Origin of the sequence: Pseudomonas sp. NPDC087598 (assembly GCF_044743525.1) — a bacterium.
Taxonomy (GTDB): Bacteria; Pseudomonadota; Gammaproteobacteria; order Pseudomonadales; family Pseudomonadaceae; genus Aquipseudomonas.
The window spans coordinates 76,854-100,498 of the sequence record NZ_JBIUWQ010000017.1; the positions used below are offsets into that span (position 1 = coordinate 76,854).

Genomic DNA, 23,645 nt, shown 5'->3' on the forward strand with positions numbered 1-23,645 from the left:
AGTTCTCCAGAACGATTTGAAACGCAGGTCAATTGCGCGAACAAATCAAACCAGAGGGGAAGCGCGGGGATTGAGACTTGGCCATTGCTGGCGCGGCGTGGGTGTTTGCAGTAAGGCCGGCGCGACGCTGCGATTGCTGTCATAGCGGGCGAAATACAGCTGTGGCGAATGCCCCGGCAGCGCCACCAATGGCGCCGAGCCCGAGCAACACCAGCAATGCTGCATGTTGGAATGGGTGTCGTTGGGCGGGGCTTGCTGATCGATGGTGCCGATGTTGATCGCGACCATCTTCGTCCCGCTGCCGGTGCAGAAACTGCTCCAGAGCAATTGTTCGGCCGGTGAATTGGCCGCCTGCGCCATCGCTCCCGTCATCGGCATGGCGAGCATGTTGAACAGCACTGCAAAGCAGGCGATCCAGGCAATTGCTAGCCGGTGTCGGTTCATGGGACAGATCCGTTGGGTGGGCGATCAGGCGCGGCTATTTAGCCTGATCAGGGCCGATAAGTAAAAAAGCGTCGTGCGGTTTGGTGTCGCAGCGCTTTTATAGCGTTACGGCATGCAATCTCAAACCCAATGCCTTCATGACTTTCATGATAGTTGCGAATTCGGGATTGCCAGTGCTGCTCAACGCCTTGTAAAGACTTTCGCGGCCCAAACCTGCGTCCCGTGCTACTTGAGTCATGCCCTGGGCCCGGGCGATGTCATTGAGCGCAGCACGGATCAGAACGCCATCGCCTTCGTCGTCGTCAAAACAGGCGTCCAGATATGCCGCCATGTCCTCGGGAGTTTTGAGGTATTCGGCGGCGTCAAAACGGGCGAATTCTTCGGTCATGATTTACTCCTCATTTCCGATGTTATGTGCCATCTGCACGGCGCGTTTGATGTCTCTCTTTTGTGTCGATTTGTCGCCTCCAATCAGCAGCAGATAAATCACTTCACCTCGACGTGTGAAATACATCCTGTAACCGGGGCCGTAATGAACACGCATTTCATAAACGGTATCACCGACGAACCCGCAGTCGCCGAAGTTGCCATATTCGGCTGCCTTAAGCCTGGAGATGATTCGACCTTTACCGGTGATGTCTTTCAGGGAGTCGAGCCATTCGGAAAATAGGCGGGATCGTTCAATGGCGATCATGTCGGGATCGTATTCCTTGGGATACAAGCTGACAAGCTGCTTTTCCTGGCTGTCTACTTGTCTGGATTAAAGGAACCGAAGTATTGGAGTGAGGGGGAGTGAAGAACAGTCGGCTGCGTCCTCAAATTTCGCAGGCAAATTCGCAGATAAATTTGAAGTCAGGAAAAGTCTGACGACGTCAGGGCTTTAAGGACTTCAGACGTAGATGCAAACCCCCGATCAACCCCCGCCAACCCCGGCCGCTTCAACACAAGCACCGGCACCCCACGCTCCCGCGCCACTTCGAGCTTCGGCTCGGTGGCGGTGCTGCCGCTGTTCTTGCTGATCAGCACATCGATCTGCCGCCGCTCGAACAGCGCCCGCTCATCCTCGAGCAGAAACGGCCCGCGGGCGCCGATCACTTCGCAACGCTCGTTACCCGGATAAACATCCAGTGCGCGCAAGGTCCAGAACTGGTCCTCTGGGATTTCGTCGAGATGTTGCAGCGGTTCGCGACCCAAGGTGAACAACGGGCGGTGAAACGGTTTGAGTGCGGTGATCAGTTCGGCCCAATCGCTGACTTCGCGCCAGTCATCGCCCGGTTGCGGCTGCCAGGCAGGGCGACGCAAGGCCCAGCATGGGATGCCGGTCAGTTGCGCGGCGGTCGCGGCGTTGTGGCTGATTTGTGCGGCGTACGGGTGGGTGGCGTCGAGCAGCAGATCAATGCCTTGGTCACGAATGAATTGCGCTAGACCTTCAGCGCCGCCATAACCACCGACGCGCACCTGGCAAGTCAGATCAGTCGGCACTCGGCCGACCCCGGCCAGGCTGTAAATGTGTTCCGGCCCCAGCGTGCGGGCGATGGCCAGCGCTTCAGTCACACCGCCCAGCAGCAGAATCCGCTTCATTGAAAACCTCCGGCATGGCCGACAATTCCACCCTGTCGATCAATCGCAAACACTTCGACCTGAACCTGCGCCGGCACGACGCTGCGAGCGAAATTCAACGCGTGGCGGCAGACTTCATCGCCCAGTGCGATCCCCGCTGCACTGGCCATCGCCAATGCCTGCTGGCTGGTGTTCGCCTCACGAATACCTTGCTGCAAAACCTCATCAGCGCCAATCGCCGCCGCCCACTGCGCCAGTTGCGGCAGGTCGATGCTCGAATGTCTTGAGTGCAGATCCATATGCCCGGCCGCCAGTTTGCTGATCTTGCCGAAACCACCGCACAGGCTGAGTTTATCCACAGGTACTTTGCGCAAATGCTTGAGCACTGCGCCGACGAAATCGCCCATTTCGATCAGAGCGATTTCCGGCAGGTCGTAGACCCGCCGCATGGTGTCTTCGCTGGCATTGCCGGTGCACGCGGCAATGTGCAGATAGCCGTTGGTCCTGGCGACATCAATGCCTTGATGGATCGAGGCGATGTAAGCCGCGCAGGAAAATGGCCGGACGATACCGCTGGTGCCGAGGATCGACAGACCGCCGAGAATGCCCAGGCGCGGGTTCATGGTTTTCAGCGCCAGCGCTTCACCGCCCTCGACGTTGACCGTGACGTCGAAGCCGCCGGCATAACCGGTTTCGGCGGCGAGCAGGCTCAGGTGATCGCTGATCATTTTGCGCGGCACCGGATTGATCGCTGGCTCACCGACACCCAGCACCAGCCCGGGACGGGTCACGGTGCCGACGCCAAGACCTGCATTGAAGCGAATTCCCGGCTCGTCTTTCAGTTGCACACACGAATAAAGCAACGCGCCGTGGGTCACGTCCGGGTCGTCCCCGGCATCCTTGATCGTCCCGGCTTCGGCGCCGTCAGCGGTCAGGCGACAGAACTCCAGACGCATCTGCACCTGCTTGCCCTTGGGCAACACGATCTGCACCGCATCGGCCGAGATCCCGCCGAGCAACAGGCGAGCGGCAGCGAGGCTGGTGGCGGTGGCGCAACTGCCGGTGGTCAGGCCACTGCGCAGCGGTGCGGGTTGTTCGGCGGTTTCGTCACGCATCGAGAGGTTTGACCAGATCGAGCAGGGTAATCGGCAGAGCCTGGCGCCAGGTGTCGAACTCGCCGAGTGGTTGCGCCTGAGCGACATGGATGCGCGTCAGTTCGCCGCCGAAGCGTTCGCGCCAGTTCATCAGGGTGACTTCACTTTGCAGGGTCACGGCGTTGGCGACTAGTCGGCCGCCGGGTTTGAGTTGTTCCCAGCAGGTCTCGAACACACCGTCGCGGGTCACGCCGCCGCCAATGAAAACAGCGTTCGGTCGCTCCAGCCCGGCGAGTGCCTGCGGCGCACGGCCGCGTATCAATTGCAGGCCGGGCACGCCCAAGGCGTCGCGATTGTGTTCGATCAATGACTGGCGACCGTCGTCGGCTTCGACGGCCACTGCGCGGCAGCTGGGGTGAGCGCGCATCCATTCGATGCCAATCGAGCCGCTGCCGGCGCCGACGTCCCACAGCAGTTCGCCGGGGGTCGGCGCGAGGCGGGCGAGGGTGATGGCGCGTACGTCGCGTTTGGTCAGTTGGCCGTCATGCCGGAACGCCGAGTCGGGCAGGCCGGCCAGGCGCGACAGGCGCGGGGTGTTCGCGTCGACGAGGCATTCGATGGCGATGACGTTGAGGTCGGCCAGCGGCGAGTCGCTCCAGGCATTGGCGCTGCCGTCGATCCGCCGCTCGGCACTGCCGCCCAGATGTTCCAGAACGCTCATCCGGCTCGAACCAAACCCGCGTTCGCGCAACAACTGCGCGACGGCGGCCGGACTCTGCCCATCATTGCTCAGCAACAACAGGCGCACACCGCTGAACAGTTGCGCGTTTAGCGCTGCCAGCGGTCGGGCGACCAATGACAAAGTTACAACGTCCTGCAATGGCCAGCCGAGGCGGGCGGCGGCCAAAGAGCAGGAGGACGGCGCCGGCAGGATCAGCATCTCGTCGCTCGGCACCTGACGCGAAAGGCTGGCGCCGACGCCATAGAACATCGGATCACCGCTGGCCAATACGCAGACGGCTTCGCCTCGCGGCTCCAATACTGGCGCAAGTGAAAACGGACTCGGCCATAACTGCCGCTCGCCGCGAATGTACACCGGCAGCAGGTCCAGTTGACGCTGGCCGCCGACGATCCGCGAGGCGCCCATCAGGGCTCGCCGGGCGTTTTTGCCCAGGCCCTTGAAGCCGTCTTCACCGATTCCCACAACCGTCAGCCAGGGTGACATCTATATTCCTCTAAACATGCCATTCCGATGGGCAGACTTTTCATGCCGCCGGACAAAGCAGGCATAATACCGCGCCTTCGCCCGCGAAGCGCCTTTCCCACGCAGCCGGTCAGCCCCTTGAACGAACGCCCGATGTCCACCGCCATACGCCCCTCGGCTTGCCCGGGGTTGCTGCGTATCGTCCAGGCATTGGACGGTGGCATCTGCCGGATCAAGCTTAACGGTGGCTCGATCAGCGCCGACCAGGCGGATGCGGTGGCCAATGCCGCCGAGCAATTCGCCGGCGGTGTGATCGAGGCGACCAACCGCGCCAATCTGCAAATTCGCGGTATCGGCGAGCAAAGCAGTGCGCTGATCGACAGCCTGCTCGCCGCCGGGCTCGGGCCACGCAACGCAGCGGGCGACGATGTGCGCAACCTGATGCTCAGCCCGACCGCCGGGATTGACCGGCAAATGCGCTTCGACACCCGCGCACTCGCCGAACAGATTCTCGACACGCTGCAAAGCCATCCACGTTTCCCCGAGTTGAGCGCCAAGTTCGCTGTGCAACTGGATGGCGGTGAAGCGTTGGCGATGCTCGAACATCCGCATGATCTGTGGTTGTCGGCTTTCGAGCGCGACGGCGAAACGTTGCTGGCGTTCGGTCTGGCCGGCTGCCCGACGGATCGTGCGGTCGGCGCGGTGACGCTGGAAAACGCTCATGCTCATGCGCTAGTGGTGGCGGTGCTGGAGCTGTTCCTGGATCTGGCTCGACCCGAGCAGACGCGAATGCGTCATTTGCTTGATGAGTTGCCGATGCTGGCGTTTCTTGAACAGCTCAGGGCACGCCTGCCGATCAAAGCGATCAGCGGTTGGCAGCGCACTCCGGTAACGGTCGATCTGCATATCGGCGCTCACCGTCAAAACACGGAAAACCTTGTTTACGTTGGCGCGGTGCCGCCACTCGGTCGCCTCGACCCGAGCATGCTGCGCGGTGCCGCCCAACTGGCCCGCCAGTCTGGCGACGGCAGTCTGCGCTTCACGCCGTGGCAGAGCCTGTTGCTGCCGAACGTGGCAGCGGCTGATGCAACGCAGGTGATCGAAGGCCTCAAACTATTGAATCTGTTGGCCGAGGCCGCTGAGCCTCTGTCGAGAATGATCGCCTGCACCGGTTCCGCTGGCTGTGGCAAAGGTCTGGCCGACACCAAGCGCGATGCCCGGTTGCTGGCGACGCTGTTGCCCCAGGCGCAGAGCGTGCACCTATCCGGTTGCACGCGCTCCTGCGCTGCCGCTCACTGTGCCCCGGCGACGTTGCTGGCCGTCAGTGCCGGTCACTACGACCTCTATTTTCACGATGCAACGCAGCCGGGTTTCGGCGCGTTGCACGCACGCAATCTTACTATTGAAGCGGTCGCGACCCTGCTCGACGCCCGCTCCCGGAGCCCCCTAGATGCTTGATTACATCCGCGACGGTCAGGAGATCTATCGCAACTCCTTCGCGATCATTCGCAGCGAGGCCAATCTGGCGCGCATCCCGGCCGATCTGGAAAAGCTCGCGGTGCGGGTGATCCACGCCTGCGGCATGGTCGAGGCGGTCGACGGTCTGCAATTCTCTGAAGGGGCGGGCAAGGCCGGGCGCGATGCGCTGGCCGCCGGTGCACCGATCCTCTGTGATGCGCGAATGGTCTCCGAAGGCGTCACCCGTGCACGTCTGCCGGCGAACAACCAAGTGATCTGCACCTTGCGTGACGACAGCGTGCCGGAGTTGGCCCGCGAGTTGGGCAACACCCGCTCGGCTGCCGCACTGGAACTGTGGCGCCCGCATCTGGCAGGCAGCGTCGTGGTGATCGGCAACGCGCCGACCGCGCTGTTCTATCTGCTGGAAATGCTCGACGCCGGCGCACCGAAACCGGCGCTGATCCTCGGCTTTCCGGTGGGCTTCGTTGGCGCCGCCGAATCGAAAGCAGCGCTGGCGGCTGACAGTCGCGGCGTACCGTTTGTGATCATGCAAGGTCGGCTCGGCGGCAGCGCCATGGCCGCCGCAGCGGTCAATGCGCTCGCCACGGAGATCGAATGATGCAGGCAAAAGGACGTTTGATTGGCCTGGGCGTCGGCCCCGGGGATCCGGAACTGATTACCGTCAAGGCTCTGCGCCTGCTGCGAGAATCACCGGTGGTGGCGTACTTCGTCGCCAAGGGTAAAAAGGGCAACGCCTTCGGCATCATCGAAGCACACCTGCAGGACGCGCAAAATCTGCTGCCGCTGGTGTACCCGGTGACCACCGAAGTTTTGCCGGCACCACTTTCCTATGAGCAGGTCATCAGCGATTTCTACGACGAAGCCGCCGAGACCGTGGCCGCGCATCTGGATGCCGGTCGTGACGTCGCGGTGATCTGTGAGGGTGATCCGTTCTTCTACGGCTCCTACATGTATCTGCATGATCGCCTGGCCACCCGCTACGAAGCGCAAGTGGTACCGGGTGTGTGCTCAATGCTCGGTGGCGCTTCGGTGCTGGGCGCGCCGCTGGTGTATCGCAATCAGAGCCTGTCGGTGCTCTCCGGTGTGTTGCCCCACGAAGAATTGAAACGTCGTCTGGCCGATGCCGACGCCGCGGTGATCATGAAGCTGGGGCGCAATTTTCCCAAGGTCCGTCAGGTGCTGGAAGAACTCGGTCTGGCCGAGCGTGCGCTGTACGTCGAGCGCGCGACCATGGCCAATCAGAAGATCGTGCCGATGGATCAGGTCGAGCCGATGTCCTCGCCGTACTTCTCGCTGATCATCGTGCCCGGCGAACGGTGGCAAGGCTGATGACTCCAACCACCCCCGCCATCGTCATTCTCGGTCAGGGCAGCCTGGCCACGGCCCGCCGCATTCAGCAGGTGTATCCGGCCGCGCAGATCCACGGCCTCGCCGGACGGGTTGAAGGCGCCGACTGCACTTTTCAGGAGTTCGGCGCGACCCTGCGGGAGCTGTATCAGCAGGACACGCCGATCATTGCCCTGTGTGCTGCCGGGATTGTCATTCGGACACTGGCGCCGCTGCTGCTGGAGAAGGGCGCCGAACCGCCGGTGCTGGCCGTTGCCGAAGATGGCAGCGCCGTGGTGCCACTGCTCGGTGGCCTCGGTGGCGTGAATGTCATGGCCAGGGAAATCGCGACCAGGCTGCAAGTCGCTGCGGCGATCACCACCAGTGGCGAATTGCGTTTTGGCACCTGTCTGCTCAATCCACCGAGCGGCTACGCACTGGCGGATCTGGAACTGGGCAAGCGCTTTGTTTCCGATCTGCTGGCCGGGCACAGCGTACGTATCGAAGGTGCGGCGCCGTGGCTGGAGCAAGCGCAATTGCCGGAAGATCCGCAGGCGCAGCGCTCGATTCATGTCGGCACTGTCGAGCGAGCAGCGAGTGCCAATGAGTTGTTGATCTATCCGCGCAGTGTCGCGGTGGCGGTGAGCAGCACAGTGGCGGACCTGCCGAATGCCGTTCGCGCAGCGTTGCAGCAAGCGAAACTCGCAGTGCCGGCGCTGGCCTGTCTGGTGGCGGCCGATACTGAAATGGCTGCGGCGAATCTGCGTGAAGCAGCCCTCGAACTGGCTGTGCCGTTACGCTTTGTCGCGGCACAAGAAGGCATTGAGGCACTGGCGATTGCTGCGGTGCCAGAGGCGAAAGTCGTGCCGGTCAATGCCCTGGCAATCGCGATCACTGAACAGCCACTGGACGTCGAGAAAGTCGGTCGGCCACGCGGTCGTCTCGCTGTGATCGGCCTCGGCCCCGGCGCGGCCGAATTGATGGTGCCGGCGGTGAAAGCCGAACTGGCCCGCGCCACCGATGTGCTCGGCTACGAAACCTACGTGCGCATGGCCGGCCCGTTTCGCGATGATCAAGTGCAGCACTGCACCGACAACCGCGAAGAAATGCAGCGCGCCCGCCACGCCTTCAGATTGGCCGCTCAGGGCCGTTCAGTGATTGTCGTGTCGTCCGGTGACCCGGGCGTGTTCGCCATGGCGGCGGCGGTGCTCGAAGCGCTGCACGAGTCGGATGATCCAGCATGGCACAGCGTCGATCTGGAAATCCTTCCGGGCGTCTCGGCCTCGCTGGCCACCGCCGCGCAGGCCGGGGCACCGCTGGGTCACGACTTCTGCGTGATGTCGCTGTCGGACAACCTCAAGCCGTGGTCGATCATCGAAAAGCGTCTGGATCTGGCTGCCGAGGCGGATCTGGCGCTGGCGTTCTACAACCCGATCTCCCGCGCCCGCCCCTGGCAATTGGGCCGGGCGCTGGAAATTGTCGCGCAGCACCGCACGCCTGAAACTCCAGTCGTGCTGGGGCGTGACATCGGCCGGCCAGGGCAAACCTTGCGGACCACCACACTGGGCGCGTTGACCCCGGATCAAGTGGACATGCGCACGATGGTGCTGATTGGCTCGTCCACCACTTGCACGTTCCCTCGGGCGACGGGGGGGGACTGGGTGTATACGCCTCGCTGGTACGCAGACAAGCCGACTAACTGACGGCTGCTCACCGCTGCCGGGCATTTGTAAGCAACTTCGATTGCGGTGAGATCTGGTCAAGACTTCTGGTGTTAACCATCGCTGCAAATAACCAGGCCGCGAACCTCTGGGTTCGCGGCCTTTTGCGTTTATGCGACAGGCACCCATAGGGTGCAATTGTCGCCGGAGTATTCGACGGCACAGTTTGAATGTCGGCTGATGTTTCGAAGGTCATCACTTGAATCTCTTCACGTTTGAATGCGTGGTCTATGCGCAATAACTTTCCGCCAAAGCGCATGGCTGTTTATTCATTCAAGGACGGAAAGTGATGGGAAATTACGAAAGTCAGACAGAGCACCCCGAGTTCATTTCACCAGAAGAGTTTGCAGAGATAACCAGGGCGGTGAAGAAGTCTGCGAGCTCGATGGAATACGATGCACTTGTCCAGCACTACCAGTCATCTATCGCAGCGGTCGAGCTGGATGAAAAGCTGTTGGCGACAAAACTCTTTCAAGAAGTAATGACATCGATACGGCGTAACCGCAAAACGCCAGCGTCAGCATTGATTGATCGGATCAGTACTCGGCTGGAACACTATGTTTCGCGGCTGACCAATACGGTAGCGCTGTTGTCCGGGGCCAGTTCACCGGTGCCGAACACCATGCATTTCGTCTGGGTGGGGGGCAGTGAAGTCGGCGTCAATCAGCGCGACTACATGAACATCTGGCGCGAAGTGCTGAAACCGCAGGATTACACGTTCAACCTCTGGTACGACAGTGATGCGCTGCTGGCCTTCGAGATGAACCGGGTCATTCTCGACAGCGCCAGGGTGCATGCGATGGAGTCCGGGGGCGATCAAGTCACAAAGCCCAGTGCTCTGGCGCAAATGATCGAAGACCGCGCCCGCGTCCTCAAGCACCAGATGTTTGCGTATCTCAACCAGCCACAGTGGGCCGGGCGGGCGGACGAAGCGCGGATTGACCTGATGGTGCGCGCCTACGGCAAGGATCGCGCAACGCTCGAAGCTTTTCGCCAGAAGTGTCTCGACACGCACCTGAATATGGTCGGGCCGGACCTGCGTTTGCGTGACGCTCGCCACGAGTTTGCCGGGCACTTTTTGCAGGATGTCTATCAGCGTGAAGTTGCCATGCGCGGCAATTTCGCGGCGGCCAGTGATGTCGTGCGATTGCAGGCCGAGTACCTGGAGGGCGGGCGTTACAGCGACATGGATTACTTGCCGCCGCTGGCCGAGAAGTTGGGTGGCGTCGATATAAGAGGTTTTCATCCAAACGAACGGCTCTGGGTATTGAAACAGCTGCTGGATCACAACCCAGGGTTGATGCCAGGGCGGGATCCACTTCGTTACAAGAACGAAACAGGCAGCATTCCTGAAGGTCATGCAGAGGCGTTAACCGCGTTTGCACGCAGCAAGCCAGCTCTTCACGACATATTCGTCGCCCCGCCAGCCAGTCGAGTTCCCCAAGACGCAATTCGATTGGGTACGGCGTACAGCGATCCTTCAAGAGGGGAAATGAACGCTCATATGCTGGCGCATCCCGGCGCGGGCATGACCCGGTCCATTATGGAAGTCATCCGGTTCAACTATGACTGCCTCAATGAGGTTGAGCGCCGGATGGTTGCAGCAGGTGCTGATTGGGGAGATGTTCGTAGACTGGGGGAAGTCATCGATACGGTATTGAATGAAAGGGGCGCGCAAGGCATCACACTTTCCCATGCCGACATGCGCTACATGGGGTTCCTGGATGTCGCGATTCGTCAATATTACTCGGACGGGATTCGCCCCGAAGCGCGCGGCACGATTGTACTGACCGGGCCGTCTGCGGCGAGTGCAGGCGTCGGTAAGTACACTGAAACGCATCTATTGCTTGATCAGTGGGAAGCCGTTCGCAAAGAACTCAAATTGACTGAAGGCTTTAACTTATCCACAGAGGAAGAAAACATCACCGGCTGGACTGTCAACGGTGATCCCGAGCAATGGCTGGCCAAAGAACAGGAAAAATGGCAAACCGGCAAACTCAAATCCCGTTATGTCGGCAGTGTCGGTGACCTGCTCAAGGGACAGACCCTGACCTTCAAACAAGGCTGGCCGGTGATCGAAGGCAAGCCGGTGTTGTTGACGGCCGTGCTGCAACAACTGATGGACGATCTGGGCGAGCCGTTCATCCGTGCGATGAAGGACAAACTGAGCGGCGACATCAGCTTCGATAAAGCGTTTTCCATCGGTTTCGACAGCCGTCAGCAAATCCTTGCGCAAACCTTCAGCGAACTCCCGGTTTCGCTGGGGGCCGAGTCCACCAGCAACCTCAACGAACTGTTCACCCGCGTTGCGCATGGCTCGCTCGCTGTCGAGCATCTGAGCCCCCTGTTGCGCGTCATGCTGGGGGGCGTTTTCGGCGCCACGAGTCTGGACGCCGAGGGCTTCGCCAGGGTGTGGCAGGAGGTGTCGAACATCGCCCGGGACACCACAGAGGCTGGCGTTTTCGCCCGTTACCGCGCCATCGAAACCGCCCTGCATCAGCGGCAGGCACCGGTACTCGCAACTGGCGTTGCACGCCTTGCTCAACCTGACACGCACACCGCGCAAGAACTCAAGGTGCTCGCGTTGAACGAAGCGCTGACGCTGACCCAATGGCGCGAGCGCATCGGCCAGATAAACAGCACGGCGCAACGCGAATATCACACGCAAATCCTCCAGCGCAGCGGCCAGGTGCGTGACGTATTTTTCAAGGCTGGCGCGGTGTCTGCGCGGCAGATGCCGCAGGATCTGCTGATGCGCAGAGACGGCGACCCGGGTCGTCGCTGCTATCCGTTGGCGTTGTTGATGGCCTCGGCATTGGGACTGGGTGAGTCGGCCGAACGTGCGCTGATCGGTCGGGTGGCCAATGCCGGCCTGTCGCCGGACGACGCCGAATCGCGGGCATTGCTGCTGGCACTGGATGAATTGCACGAAGTCGCCACCAGCGAGGTTGGCACACCGCAGGGCATGCATGGGCTGGACAGTATCGTGCAGACACTGGAAGCGAAAACCGCGCCGGCGATACTGCTGCTCAATACCGGTGATCATGCGCTGTTGCTGGCGAAGGTTCTGCTCAGGGGCGAGGTGGTCTATCGGTTTTACGATCCCAACTTCGCGATCTTCGGTTTTGCCGGGGTACGCGAAATGCAACTGGGCATGGAGCGCTACTTGAGTGCCGGGGACGGCGCGATGGCCAGACTTTATGGTCTGGGTGAACTCGCCACGGCGCAGTTCAAGGTGACCGAGTTGAATGCCGAAAGGATCGCCAACAAGGTGCTGTCGTCGAACGTGCAAGTCGGTCGTTTTCTGCAAAACGGCGTGATTGCCGATGCTCAAGGCGTGTCGGTCTGGGAAAGACAGGCCGTCGGGCGCACGCGCTCGCTGGGTGAAAACTCACGTATGGGCGCCAGCCTTGCGCAACTCGATGCTCGCTACTGGGCGCAGGCACTCGACCAGGCCACTGTGCGTTTGCGTAACGAGTACAAACTGGGTCGTGAATATCTGCCCTTGCTGGAGACCGTCGAGAAAACCCCCGGAGCAGGGTATTCGTTGACACTGGTTGACGCGCACCAGCCGAAAAACGCTCTCAAGGTCATCACCGCCGATGTGCGCTTCAGCAAGATCAAGCAGCACCTGCAGCGTCTGGTAAAAACACTGGCCGGCAGGGACAGCGGCGCGAACGAAGCCGACGGCGGCAGTCGTCTGAGTTTTGCCTTTGCGATCCAGACCCTGATCACGGAAATGCGCCATCGCGATTACCTGGCCGGTGACGCGCAAGTACCGTCCTTGTCGATCGCCCTGCAAGTGCAGGTCTACGTCAACTATGCCCAGTTGGGCTATGGCGTGTTGAGCGACGCGGCACAGATCGTCAGCCTGGTGCGGCAGGTGGCGGCGAGCGAGCAGGCGCTGGCGCTGCGTCAGTCGTCACTGTCCGGACGGTTGTTGGGGCGTGCGTCGACGGTGGCCGGGTTTGGATTTTCCCTGGTCAATATCGGTTTCGACATTTATGGACTGAGCGTCGCGCAAAACCAGGAGCAGCGCTCGCGACTGGCCACGCAACTGGCATTTGATGTCGCGGCGTTGGGGCTGGATGTTTTCGCCTTGGCCGCCGGCGGAACCGCCGGCGCCGCAGCGTCGTTTCTGGCGGTGCCGTTGCTGGGGATCGGTATCGGGGCAACGGCCATCGCCAGCAACCTCGGGCAGATCAGCGACAAGGCTCAGGCCGTGGGCGCGCACCTGCGCAAGATTCAGGACGCTTACGGGCAAGGCGCCTACACGCGCAAGGATGGCGTGCTGAGTTTCGAGCCAGAAGCCGTGATCACCCACCTCGACTTGCGCAGCAATCAGATCCGCTTCGACAGCCAGAGGTTTTACCCGATGGTTCGCGGCGGTCTGGAGCTGCCGCAGATCGACCCGCGTCCGCAGCGGCTGGACCGGGCGATCAATATCCGCGAGGCACTGGAGTTGCCGCAGGTCATCGGCTTGATCCGCCCCGTGCCTGATGAGTTGCACACTGTGGTACTGCCCTGTACGCCGGCCTGTTTTTACGCTTATGAGTATCAGGTTGGTACCGCCGGTTTTCCGTATCAGCCCGGCGCTGGAGAGCTGCAGCGCGAGCCGCTGACGTCGAGTGAGATCAGCTCGCCGGATCTGTTATCGATTATTTCCCCTGGCGTGTTGATCCAGAACCTGTTGAACCCAAGCATCGAAACCCAGTACCCCCATTTGCGTAACAGCGCCGTGGACAAGCTGGAGTTCGATAAACAAGGCAACCGGCGTTTCTACTTCTTTGCCAATACGCCGATTCCACACATTCTTTACAAGCTCACGCCGGTCTGCCAACCGACCACAATTGTCGTGACGTTAGATGCTCTGGTTCGCCAGTTGGTGGTGCCGCAACTGCCACCGGAGTGGCACACATTCCTCAGCTACGAAATCACTGCCCGCTCTACAGGCGTGTCCCAGCTCTGGCTGACCCCGGGACTGGTGGCCGTTTCACTGAAGGTGGCTGGGCCCGGTCAATGGGCGGTCAACGCACCGTGGGTCAAAGACACGCAGATTCGCTATGAGGGCGATTCTTTGCTGATCGACGGCATACGGCTGGACGGACGCGTGGACTTTCTCAGTCTGGCCGGGGGCGAGTTGTTTCAGGTTGATCGGCTACGCAAGCGCTTGAGCCTGCTGTCCATTACGGTCGAGGACAACAGCGTGCTGCCGGGCAAAGGTACCCTGGGGGTGAACCTTGAAGACCGTGGCAGCCTGCCGAAAGCCCTGGCGCGGATCCGTCAACTGGCCAAGGCGCAGCGATTGGCCGCTGCCTACCTTGCGCTGTACAAGTTCAAGGTGCCTTTTACCCCGGCAGCACAACCGGTGTTCACCACGGCTTATTTCGACACCGCGAATGATCGGGTGCTGTATGCCCGGGATCTGCCGGAGGCGGTCAATGAGGGCCTTCTGCTCGGCGGTGTCAGCGGCCAGCACGCCTGGTTCTACCACCCTGACCATCCAACAATCTGGCGGGTCGACACCGTCACCGGCACGGTCAATCACCGTTATCGGCTGATGAACGCGGATGGCGGCTCAACGATCAGCGGGGTCGAGCAATCCGCAGACGGGCAGCTGCGGGTCACGCAACACATCGGTAAAAGGACGACATTCGGCGCCAACATGACCATGGATTACGTGATCGCTGCGCAGACGCTGACACTTGTCTGCATCAACACATGGGAAACCTGGCGCCACGATCGATTGTTTGCCAATGACGAAGAGGACTGGAGCCTGTGGATCGAACGCTTGCAGCCAGAGCAGGTTTTCGATGACGGAACACCCGCCATGGCGGCATCGATCAGCCCGTGGAAACCCACTCCGTTTATAAACGGGCGCGTGCATCTGTTCAGCGAGTTCCAGTATTCGGTATGGATTCGTCTGCACGACAACGCGTTCTTTCGCGATGACAGCGGATCGGCTGAGCGAACTCTGCTGATGTGGGATCAGCCCGATGCATCAAGCCAGTTGTTTTTCGACAAGCGCCTGACAGCGCTGATTCGCAGTGCGGGCGATCCGAACGATCCTGGTGGTTTTGTCGATGAAATGCTTGAGACGGATGTCGTTGACGTCGTTTCGCTTGGCAGTCGCTACATCGTCACCCGATCGGATGGACGACTGTTCGAAGTCGGCAGCGATGCCTCGCTGAAATTCGTCGGTGTCGGCCAGCGCTGGCTCACCCGTCACCCGGACTGGCTGGTGGCACTTCCCGCGCTGATGAAGACCCGGCAAGAAGCGCCGTTTCCGATCATCGGTTTGCGCAATGTATCTGGCAGTGGCTTGCTCGCGGCCTGGTGCGTCGGTGAGCGGCTTCTGCTCGCGGACATCGGACACGGCAAGGAACTGTCGCTGCTGGGGCTGACCCCTGATCAACAGGCCGCCTGGCTGCTCGATGTTTCGGCGGGGCAACTCTACCGCCAGACGCTAATCCGGATCGATGCCTTGCATTCGGCGTTTGTCGGCGCGCAACTGCGGCATCCCGAACGTTTGCCAGTGGCACAGAAGGTCTGGGCGCAATGGACGTTTGCCGAGGTGACGGCCCAAGGACAGGGCCTGCTCGGGCGCAGCCGCGAAGGGGTGAATCTGCAACTGCTGGATCAACAGCCTGGGCTTATTCTCGGTGTGAAAAATCAGTGGTCGCATCGCCCGGGGCAGAACTCGGCGCAGTTGCGGATACGCTTGAAAATACTCCTGCAGGGCCAGCGCCATGCGCCGGTACTGACCGTGGAAAACGTCGGCAATCGCCACACCTACTATGTGCCGCAGCTGGATCGTCTGTTCGATGTTGCCGGGCGCTCGGATGGCCAATGGGCCGTGTTTCTGGGGACGCGCAACGAATCGGTGGCGATGCTCTTCGACCCGACGGACGATCTGATCTTCAGCCGAGGCGCGACGCCTGAAATGTGGATTGGCAACAGCTATGCCCAGCGTGAAAAAGAGGTGATGACCCTGGAAATGAACGGCGTGGTCGGCGATGTCATGGCGCTGCTGCCGGACGGCGTCGACAAGTTGGTATTGACCTTCGGTGCGCAGGCATCGACTTATCGGATCTCGGAAGCAGCCTGGCAGCGGCTGGACTGCATTGTGCTTGATACCCGACAACCGGAGGGCGCTGCAGAGTCGGTCATCGGCACGCTGGTTCTGGACATGGCTGACTGCCGACGTCTGCTGGTTTCGCTGGTCGACGGACACTTGCTGTTCAGCGATCCGGATAACGCGCACACGCTGATTGTGCGTGACGTCAAATCCGAAGACGGCAAACCGGGGGCGCCAGTGCAAATAAGCATCAATGTTGATGGCCAGCACATTAGGACTCTCGTCGAACATTGGTTGAATGCCCTGGAACAGACACGGGGCAATAACGAGGTTGCCACACTGGCGGCGCTCTTGAATGACAGCGTCTGACATATCGAGGCAAACTTAAAGTGCAGGGTCGCGAACAATGGGTTCGCGACCTTTTTTGTTTTTAATTATGAATAAGTGTGTGCAAGTACTCAGTGTTCATTGAGGTTCAAGTGGTGTTGGTGCCTGGGTGAAGTATAAGGTTCCATATTATGTAAGTTACTTGATTTTACTGTTTCTGATTTTTCAGAAAGCCGAAAACAATTGAATCTCTTGCGGTTTGAGTTTGCTGTTTTCAATCGTTAGCGTGGCCTCTCGAGTTTCTCTGATGAGGTAGATGGTATGCGAAATGTTGAAGGCGTTAATCACGAGGTTGAGTTCGTAAAACTTTTCAAGTTGGCGGACCTGGAAGCGGCATTAGCCGTTCATAAAGGCAACAAGAGTTATGAGGCGATGTTGCGTTATTACTTTGCTTGTGTGGCCGTCGCGGACGCTTCCCAATTGCCGGAACCGTTGGGGTTGTTCCGGCAGACGCTAGAACAAATGCTCGGTAAGGGGCGCGTCCGCCGCGATGACGAAACCCCGGTGTCCTCGGCAGCAGGACAAATCTACGACAAGGTGCAAGGGTTCGAGTCGCGCATTCAATCTGGCATTGCGTTGCTTAAAACCGAGGCGACCGCTGTACCCAAAATCCTGCATTTTGCCTGGCTGGGTGGCGGCCTCGGCGCCATTCAGCGCGATTACCTTAATATCTGGAAACAGGTGCTGGCGGAGCACGGTTACACCCTCAATCTCTGGTACGACAGTGATGCGTTGCTGGCGCATCAAACCAACAAGTTGATTGTTGAAGCCGCCAAGGCCGATGCCTTGGCTCAAGTCGCCGGGCGCGATCTCACGCCAACTGAACTGGCAGACCACTACGAGGCTCGGGCGATTGTTCTGAAGCAACAAATGTATGCCCACATCAATGCCGCAGTGGCGAACGGCGTTACCGCCGATGATGCGCGAATCGACTTGTTGGTTCGCGCCTATGGCCAGGATGCCGACGCGCTCGAAGCACTCCGTGAGCGCAATCGCACCAGTCTGCGGGAGATGGCCAAGGGCGGCTTCAATTTGCGTGATCTGGATGCGCGCGAAGTACCGTTGCAACTCCAGGATATCTACCAGCGTGAAATGCGCTTGCGCGGCAATCTGGCGGCGGCGTCCGATGTCGTTCGTCTTGAGGCGCTGTACACCGAGAGCGGCAGTTATGCCGATGTCGATAACCTGCCCCCCTTGGTAGAGCACATGGGCGGTGTCGATGTGCAAGCATTGGAGCCGAGCGCGCGTCTCGGTCTCTTGCAGTTGTTGCTGAATGAAAACCCTGGCTGGATGCCGGGGCGCAAGCACTCCGAAGATCACTTGACGCGCATTCCGCCAGAGCATTTGTCGGCGCTGCGCACGTTCGCGAAAAGTTCTCCTGCACTGAGTCAGGTGTTTCAGGCACCGACCGATTTGCAGGCCCGCCCCTTTATGCTGCGTGCCGTATCCGAAGGCGAAAAGATCACCAACGCGTTCCTGATGGCTCACGCCGGTTCCGCCACGTTACAAACGGTTCTCCAACGGATTCGGTTCAACTATCAACTGATCGATGCAACGATGCTGTTGGCTACGCAACGCGGTATCGCATTGTCCGATAGTGAGACCAGGTGGAAGCTGGCCGAGTCTATTCTGGAGAAACACTACGGTTCACTGCGCGCACTGCCGGATATGCAGGAGATTCTTGCAAAATATCTGGCATTTTCCGCTGCAACTTACTTCAGTGATGGCGTCCGTCCTGGCAGCGAGGGCACCATTTATCTGACCGGCCCCGGTGCGGTCATTGATGGCATGGCCGATTACGCCTTGGTGCATTTCAGCGACTCGCAGAGCGCCATGATCAACAAAGAGTCGACCATTGGCCGTTATGCCTCGGTCAACCGGTCAACCGAAGAGGAACAGGATCACTCCTGGAAGGACAACGCGACGAACGAAGCGGGCTGGCTGGAGCAGGAGAAAAAAAGCTGGAGCGCCGGCGACTACACGACCCGTTACAACGGTGATCTCGGTGAATTGCTCAAGGGCTCGACCCTCGAGTTCGAACACGGCTGGCCCTTGATCGAAGGGCGCTCGGTATTGCTCACCGATGTCTTGCAGCGTCTGGTCGACGGACTCGGCGAGCCTTTCGTCAACGCGATGCGCGAAGGGCATAACGGTGCAATCACCTTTGAGCAACCACTGCCGCTGAGCTTTGCCGATCGTCAGTCGATCAAGCAGCAGGCTGCCAGTGCACGTCCTCCGGTGTTTCCTGGTGATGCAAAAGTCCAGACATTGGGGCTGGACGAAGTGCTGGCCGGGCTGGGGCATGGAGGACTGGACATTGTCCAGACCACCCCGTTGCAGCGCTTGGCGCTGGGTGCGTTGCTGGGGATGGATTCACTGCATAACCAGAACTTCGCGACGTTCAGCGGTGCTCTGGACAACGTGGCCAACAGTGTTCGCGATCTGGGTACGTCGAGTCGTTATGCGGTCATCGAACGATATCTGTTTCAACGCAAGGATCCGGCCTTTCTTGGCGGTCTGGCCGCTGACTTCATCGATTCGGCAACGCCACCGGCCAGTGCACTGGAACTGAAGAAGGGCGCTCTGATGAAGGCACATACCCTGCAGCAATGGGGCCGCTATGTGACGCAGATTCAGCAAGTTGCCACCCGTGAGCATCGCTTGCAGATTGGTCAGCAGACGGACCCGGTCTTTGCTCAATTGAATGCCAGTGGCGTCCATCCGGTACCGCAGGATTTGATGCGCAACGGTCTCGGCGAGACCATCGGCGGGCGTTGCTACCCCTTGGCGTTGATGATGAGCGCCGCTCTGACCCAGGGCCAGAAGGCGTCCCATCGTCTGCGCGAACGTTGTTATCTGGCCATTCTTGAGCCGCAGAAAAGTGATTCGATTGCCTTTGTACAAGCGCTGGAAGAAATGCGTGGTACGCAGTTGGGCGAGGTCGGCACCTCATTGAATCGGGGGGATCTGACGCAGGTCACCGCAGCGCTGGAAAACCACGCCAGCACCCGCACGCTGATGCTCAACTCTGACAATCATTCGATGCTGGTGGCAAAAACGGTGGTGGACAGCGTCAGTACCTACCACTTTTATGACCCTAACTTTGGCGTATTCGAGTTCACCGACGCCATCATGTTCAAACTGGCGCTCGAGCACTTTTTCCTGAAAATGGGCATGGCCAACTACTATGCCGCGTACGGCGCCAGTACCCGGCCGACGTTCGATCTGGTCGAACTGGACGGTGAGCGGATAGCGGCCCTGCCGCTGTCGGCGGGGTATGAAGTGGCCAAAGTGCTGACGGCCGACGCATTGCCGGGACAACCGGCACAAAAGCTGCGCCAGCGCCTGAACAACGTCCATGGTCGGTCGCTGGTCGACAACTCGCATCTGGGGCGAAGCCTGCTGGGGCTGGACAGCCATTGGTGGGGCCAGCAAATGGCTGAGGCGACGACGGCGCTGCAAGAGCTGCACCCTTTGGCAACCACGCTGGTGCCGTTGTTCGACACGCTTGAGGTCACGCCCGAAGGCAAGTATCGATTAAGCCTGATCGATCCGGCGAAGCCTGAACACGTAGTTGAAGTGCTCAGCGAAGACCATCGGCTGCTGCGGATCAAGACCTGGTTGGCCGAGCAGTTTTCCACTCTGGCGCGCAAACCACAGTCGACTGCGGGTGTGGTCGATCCGACCGAGGCCGGCAGCGTTCATACCCTCAACGCCGGCTTCACCATTCAGGCGTTGATGAACGCGTTGCGCAGCCGCGAAGGCGAGGGGAGCACGCTGACCACTGCCGTGCGTCTGCACGCATACGTCAACTATGCACAGTTGGTGCATGGCAACTTGGTCGATGTGGTCGGGCTGATCCGCCTGGTGCGCACGGCACTCAATGAAGAAAAGGTCATCGCTCGCACCGTGGCGCCCGTGGTCAGCGAAGCGTTGGGCCACGCCGCCAATGAAGGCGTCGGCGCTGTGCTGGGGCTGGCCAACGTCGGCTTTGATATCTATCAGTTGGCGACCGCTCAGGACGATGTCGAAAAGGCCCAGTTCGGCACTCAATTGGCTTTTGACTCTGCCAGCGTGGCATTGACGGGAGCGGGTGTTGCTGCGGCTTTGACCGGCGCTTCGACTGCCGCGGCGGTGCTGGGTGGCGTCGGGGTAATTGTGGGCGGCCTGGCCGTCGGTGTTGCGGCACTCGCCCAGGGCTTTGCCGGCATTGCCCGTGATGCGCAGGCCGTCGGTAAATTCTTCGCTGATCTGGAACAGGCTTATCGCGGGGTCGGCTACCGCTTCGATGCCACCCTGGGTGTCTGGACCGTGCAGCCTTCGCTGTTGGTCAAAAGCATCGATCTGAGCAACGGCAAATTGCATCTCGACTGTCCGAAGCTGTACCCGTTACGTGATCACTTCGGCGTACCGGACTATGACGTCGACTACGCCCGTGCGATTGATATCCGCCAGCAGTTGCATCTGCCGGGAGAGATTGCATTTACGCCATCCGCCGAGCAGACCATCGTGCTGCCGTGCACACCACAGACCTGCTACGGCTATGAGTACAAGGCGTTGCCGTTTGCCAACTGGCGCCACGACAAAGGATTCGATACGGCCCGGCGTCTGGAAAAAATTCAGGCGGACGGTACATGGCTGTTCCGTTTTTCGTTTTATTCGTTTCCTTCCGATTACATCGTGCAGCGACTGTTTGCCGATTATCGCGAGACCACTCTTGAAGTGCAGCTGGATGTGGTCGAACGCACGCTGGTGGTGCCGTCGCTGCCAAGCGTCTGGAAAGGCAAGGTCTCCTACAAGATTTCCAGCGCCGGAGCGTCCTGCACACTGGTGCTCAATCGCGGCGCCAATGTCGAGTTGCAGTCGCCGAGCCTGAAGAGTTGCCGCTGGGTGCTGGAGGCTGGCTGGGCCGGCGAAGCGGATATCCGCATCGAACGAGGTGAGTTATACATCGGCGATGTTCACGTGAAATTGTCCGGTCATGGGGTTCATGCCGTGCTGATCCGCACGGCCAGTCAGCAACTGTTCCACGTTGATCAGGTCAATCGTCAGCTGGACATCATTGAACAGAGTGCGCCCGCCGGGCTCGATGAGCAGGCGTTGCTCAAGCACTACAAGGCGTTGGCCGGCGAGCATCGTCTGCTGCTGCCTTATACGCCGATTCATGACTGGCTGATCCCGTTCGAATCACCGCAGCAGCCGCGTCATGTCACGGCCTGGTATGACGCCCACGAAGAGCGCTTTCTGTACATCCGCACTGAGGACGCCGGAGATACCGAGGAGGCGCAACTGGCGCTGGTCGCCGATGGCTATGCATATTTCTGCGTGCCGGACAGCTACGACATCTGGCAAGTGGATGCGCTCAGCGGCCTGCTCAAGTATCGATACCGTTTACTGCTGGTCGAAGGCGACAGCACGATTGGCAAGTTCCAGGCCGATGCCCACGGCGTGGTTCATTTTGTGCAAACGATCAGCGGCGTCGATGGCCCGCGCGAGTTGAGTTATCTGATCCATGACGGTCAGTTGCTGCTCAGTTCAGTGATTTACGACCTGCATCGTGAGTTGCAGTCCATCGCGTTTACCAGCGATACGCTGGCCGACTGGTCATTGCTGCTGGGCCCGTATCTGGCCGCCTCCGTGCTACCCGAGAAGGAAGGTTTCACGGTCGTGGACTGGCAGCCGGCAGCCTATGTTTCGGTCAGTTGGGCATTCGCTGCGGACAAACGTGACATGGTATGGATCCGCAGCAATGATCGACTGCTGGTCCATCCTCAGCCGCTGGCTCGTCATGCCCGCGGCTGGAAAGACTCGATCAGGAACCTCAACGATCTGCTGCTGATGCCGATGACGGACGACGCTGATGTGTTCTTCGTCTACAACCGAATCGACCAGACTCTTTGCCGCCAGCAGCGAAGCATTCTGCTGGGCCAGGCGCAATGGTCGACCCGCTGGATCGAGCCCGAAGGGCTGACGCAGGTGGTGGCCGTCGAGGGCGGATATCTGGTACTCGATGACATCGGACGCTTCTTCAATCTGAACGCCCAGGGCGATTTGCAACTGGGCGGCCTCGGTGAGCAATGGCTGAAGAATCGATCACAATGGTGGCTGGCGCTGGAGTCGGTCGCCAAGCGCTATCCAGTCGACAGTTTCGCCATTGTCGGGTTACGCAATGTCGCCGGTGACGGCAACCTCAATGCCTGGTTTGTCAAAGACCGTCTGCTGTTGTGTGACCTGGGGCGCGACAAGGAAGTACGTCTACTGGGGGTGACACCGGATAACAAGGCCGGTTGGTTGTTCGATTTGTCCAGTGGCGAGATCTGGAGCCAGGAACTGATTGAACCGCAGAATCTTGACCGCGCCTTCGGCAACGGTTTGCAGCTGTTGCAGGCGGACGCACTGCCGACCCCCGACCAGGAGTGGGCCGACTGGCAGTTTGCTGAAGTGCGTGTTGATGGCTCCGGGTTATATGGCACAACACGCGATGGCGTGTCGCTAAAACTGCGCTATCAGCAGCCAGAGGTGGTCTGTGCGGTCAATCGGCACTGGGTGACGGTGCAGGACGGCCCTCTGGTCGCACGACTGCAAGCCTTGTTGAGCGAAGTCGATCACGAAGATTTCGTCGCCGTGGAGTCCTTGCCTGACAGCCTGCAATGGTATGACGCGCAAAGCGCCAGGCTGCTGCGCATAAGCGGTAAAACCCTGCCCACTGACTTCGCGCTGTTCGGCACGCAAAACCCGTCACAGAAAGAGGCGCCCACCAAGGTGTTGCTGCACGAGCCCCGGGACGGCACGGTGCAGGTTTATCCGGGCATGCACAGTCTCGGACCGTTCGACTACCTGCATCGCAATGCCGACGTGGTGACCGTGGAAGGGCAGAACAGGCTGGATGATTTGCTGCCGCTGATTCCCGATGACGTCAGAACGATGGTGCTGCGGCTGGGGCAGGGCAATTTCACCTGCAAGCTGTCGAAGGCCGCCTGGTTGCGGCTCGACTCGCTGATCATCGACTGCCGGCATGCGCTGGGTGAAGTGCCGGCGGTGCCGGGCAAGTTGATCTGGGATTTTGATTCACCGGAAAAACTGCTGTTCGAGATTATCGAGGATCATCTGCTGATTGTTGACCCTGACAGTGAACACAGTCTGATCTTCCGTGATGTCTGTGGCGCTGACGTGACATTACGCGGCGAGGTCTTCCTCGCATTCAAAAATCGGCAATCCCATGCCATATCGACCTGGGTGCAGCGCTTGCAGGCCGGCAACGTGCGCACGAAAAACGTGACGTTGCAGGCACTGATGGCAGAACCGGCGAGCGTCGACTAGGTCAGACCGACAGCAAAACGCCGCGAACGATA

General features: G+C 60.0%; 12 protein-coding genes. 6 read left to right on the top strand and 6 right to left on the bottom strand.

Going from position 1 to position 23,645, the window contains the following annotated elements:
- Positions 1–45: 45 nt before the first annotated feature.
- The 6 genes from ACIOWE_RS12275 to cbiE form a co-directional block, all read right to left on the bottom strand.
- Entirely contained in the window at positions 46–444 is a 399-nt protein-coding gene (locus ACIOWE_RS12275; RefSeq protein ID WP_401391419.1) for a DUF2946 domain-containing protein, read from the bottom strand.
- 97 nt (positions 445–541) lie between these two features.
- Entirely contained in the window at positions 542–832 is a 291-nt protein-coding gene (locus ACIOWE_RS12280) for an addiction module antidote protein (RefSeq protein WP_007914567.1), read from the bottom strand.
- Positions 833–835: 3 nt separating this feature from the next.
- Positions 836–1,138, bottom strand: a complete 303-nt coding sequence (locus tag ACIOWE_RS12285) for a type II toxin-antitoxin system RelE/ParE family toxin (protein ID WP_201235702.1) — start codon at positions 1,136–1,138, stop codon at positions 836–838.
- A 158-nt stretch (positions 1,139–1,296) separates the two neighbouring features.
- Positions 1,297–2,025 carry a cobalt-precorrin-6A reductase gene (locus ACIOWE_RS12290; protein WP_401391423.1) on the bottom strand — a complete coding sequence of 243 codons (729 nt, stop codon included), beginning with the start codon at positions 2,023–2,025 and terminating at the stop codon, positions 1,297–1,299.
- On the bottom strand, positions 2,022–3,119 hold the full coding sequence (locus tag ACIOWE_RS12295) for a cobalt-precorrin-5B (C(1))-methyltransferase (protein ID WP_401391426.1): 1,098 nt from the start codon (positions 3,117–3,119) through the stop codon (positions 2,022–2,024). Before ACIOWE_RS12295 ends, ACIOWE_RS12290 begins: the two co-directional genes overlap by 4 nt.
- The gene (gene cbiE, locus ACIOWE_RS12300; protein WP_401391429.1) at positions 3,112–4,323 is read right to left on the bottom strand and encodes a precorrin-6y C5,15-methyltransferase (decarboxylating) subunit CbiE; all 1,212 of its coding nucleotides are present in this window, start codon (positions 4,321–4,323) and stop codon (positions 3,112–3,114) included. Before cbiE ends, ACIOWE_RS12295 begins: the two co-directional genes overlap by 8 nt.
- 132 nt (positions 4,324–4,455) lie before the next feature.
- On the opposite strand from cbiE, the gene cobG reads away from it, so the two are divergent.
- The 6 genes from cobG to ACIOWE_RS12330 all read left to right on the top strand — a co-directional run bounded on the left by cobG (position 4,456) and on the right by ACIOWE_RS12330 (position 23,613).
- Positions 4,456–5,760 (top strand): precorrin-3B synthase, encoded by a 1,305-nt coding sequence (cobG, locus tag ACIOWE_RS12305; RefSeq protein WP_401391432.1) that lies wholly within the window; start codon positions 4,456–4,458, stop codon positions 5,758–5,760.
- Complete coding sequence (locus ACIOWE_RS12310) at positions 5,753–6,379, top strand: precorrin-8X methylmutase (protein ID WP_401300269.1); 627 nt, start codon at positions 5,753–5,755, stop codon at positions 6,377–6,379. The genes cobG and ACIOWE_RS12310 overlap by 8 nt, the downstream gene beginning before the upstream one ends.
- Complete coding sequence (locus tag ACIOWE_RS12315; RefSeq protein WP_371925612.1) at positions 6,376–7,110, top strand: precorrin-2 C(20)-methyltransferase; 735 nt, start codon at positions 6,376–6,378, stop codon at positions 7,108–7,110. Before ACIOWE_RS12310 ends, ACIOWE_RS12315 begins: the two co-directional genes overlap by 4 nt.
- Positions 7,110–8,810: a precorrin-3B C(17)-methyltransferase gene (gene cobJ / locus ACIOWE_RS12320; protein ID WP_401391435.1), complete on the top strand. Its 1,701-nt coding sequence runs from the start codon at positions 7,110–7,112 to the stop codon at positions 8,808–8,810. Before ACIOWE_RS12315 ends, cobJ begins: the two co-directional genes overlap by 1 nt.
- Positions 8,811–9,213: 403 nt before the next feature.
- A complete protein-coding gene (locus ACIOWE_RS12325; protein WP_401391438.1) occupies positions 9,214–16,275 on the top strand; it encodes a TcdA/TcdB pore-forming domain-containing protein in 7,062 nt (2,353 codons plus the stop codon).
- Positions 16,276–16,554: 279 nt separating this feature from the next.
- The gene (locus tag ACIOWE_RS12330; protein WP_401391441.1) at positions 16,555–23,613 is read left to right on the top strand and encodes a TcdA/TcdB pore-forming domain-containing protein; all 7,059 of its coding nucleotides are present in this window, start codon (positions 16,555–16,557) and stop codon (positions 23,611–23,613) included.
- Positions 23,614–23,645: the final 32 nt, after the last annotated feature.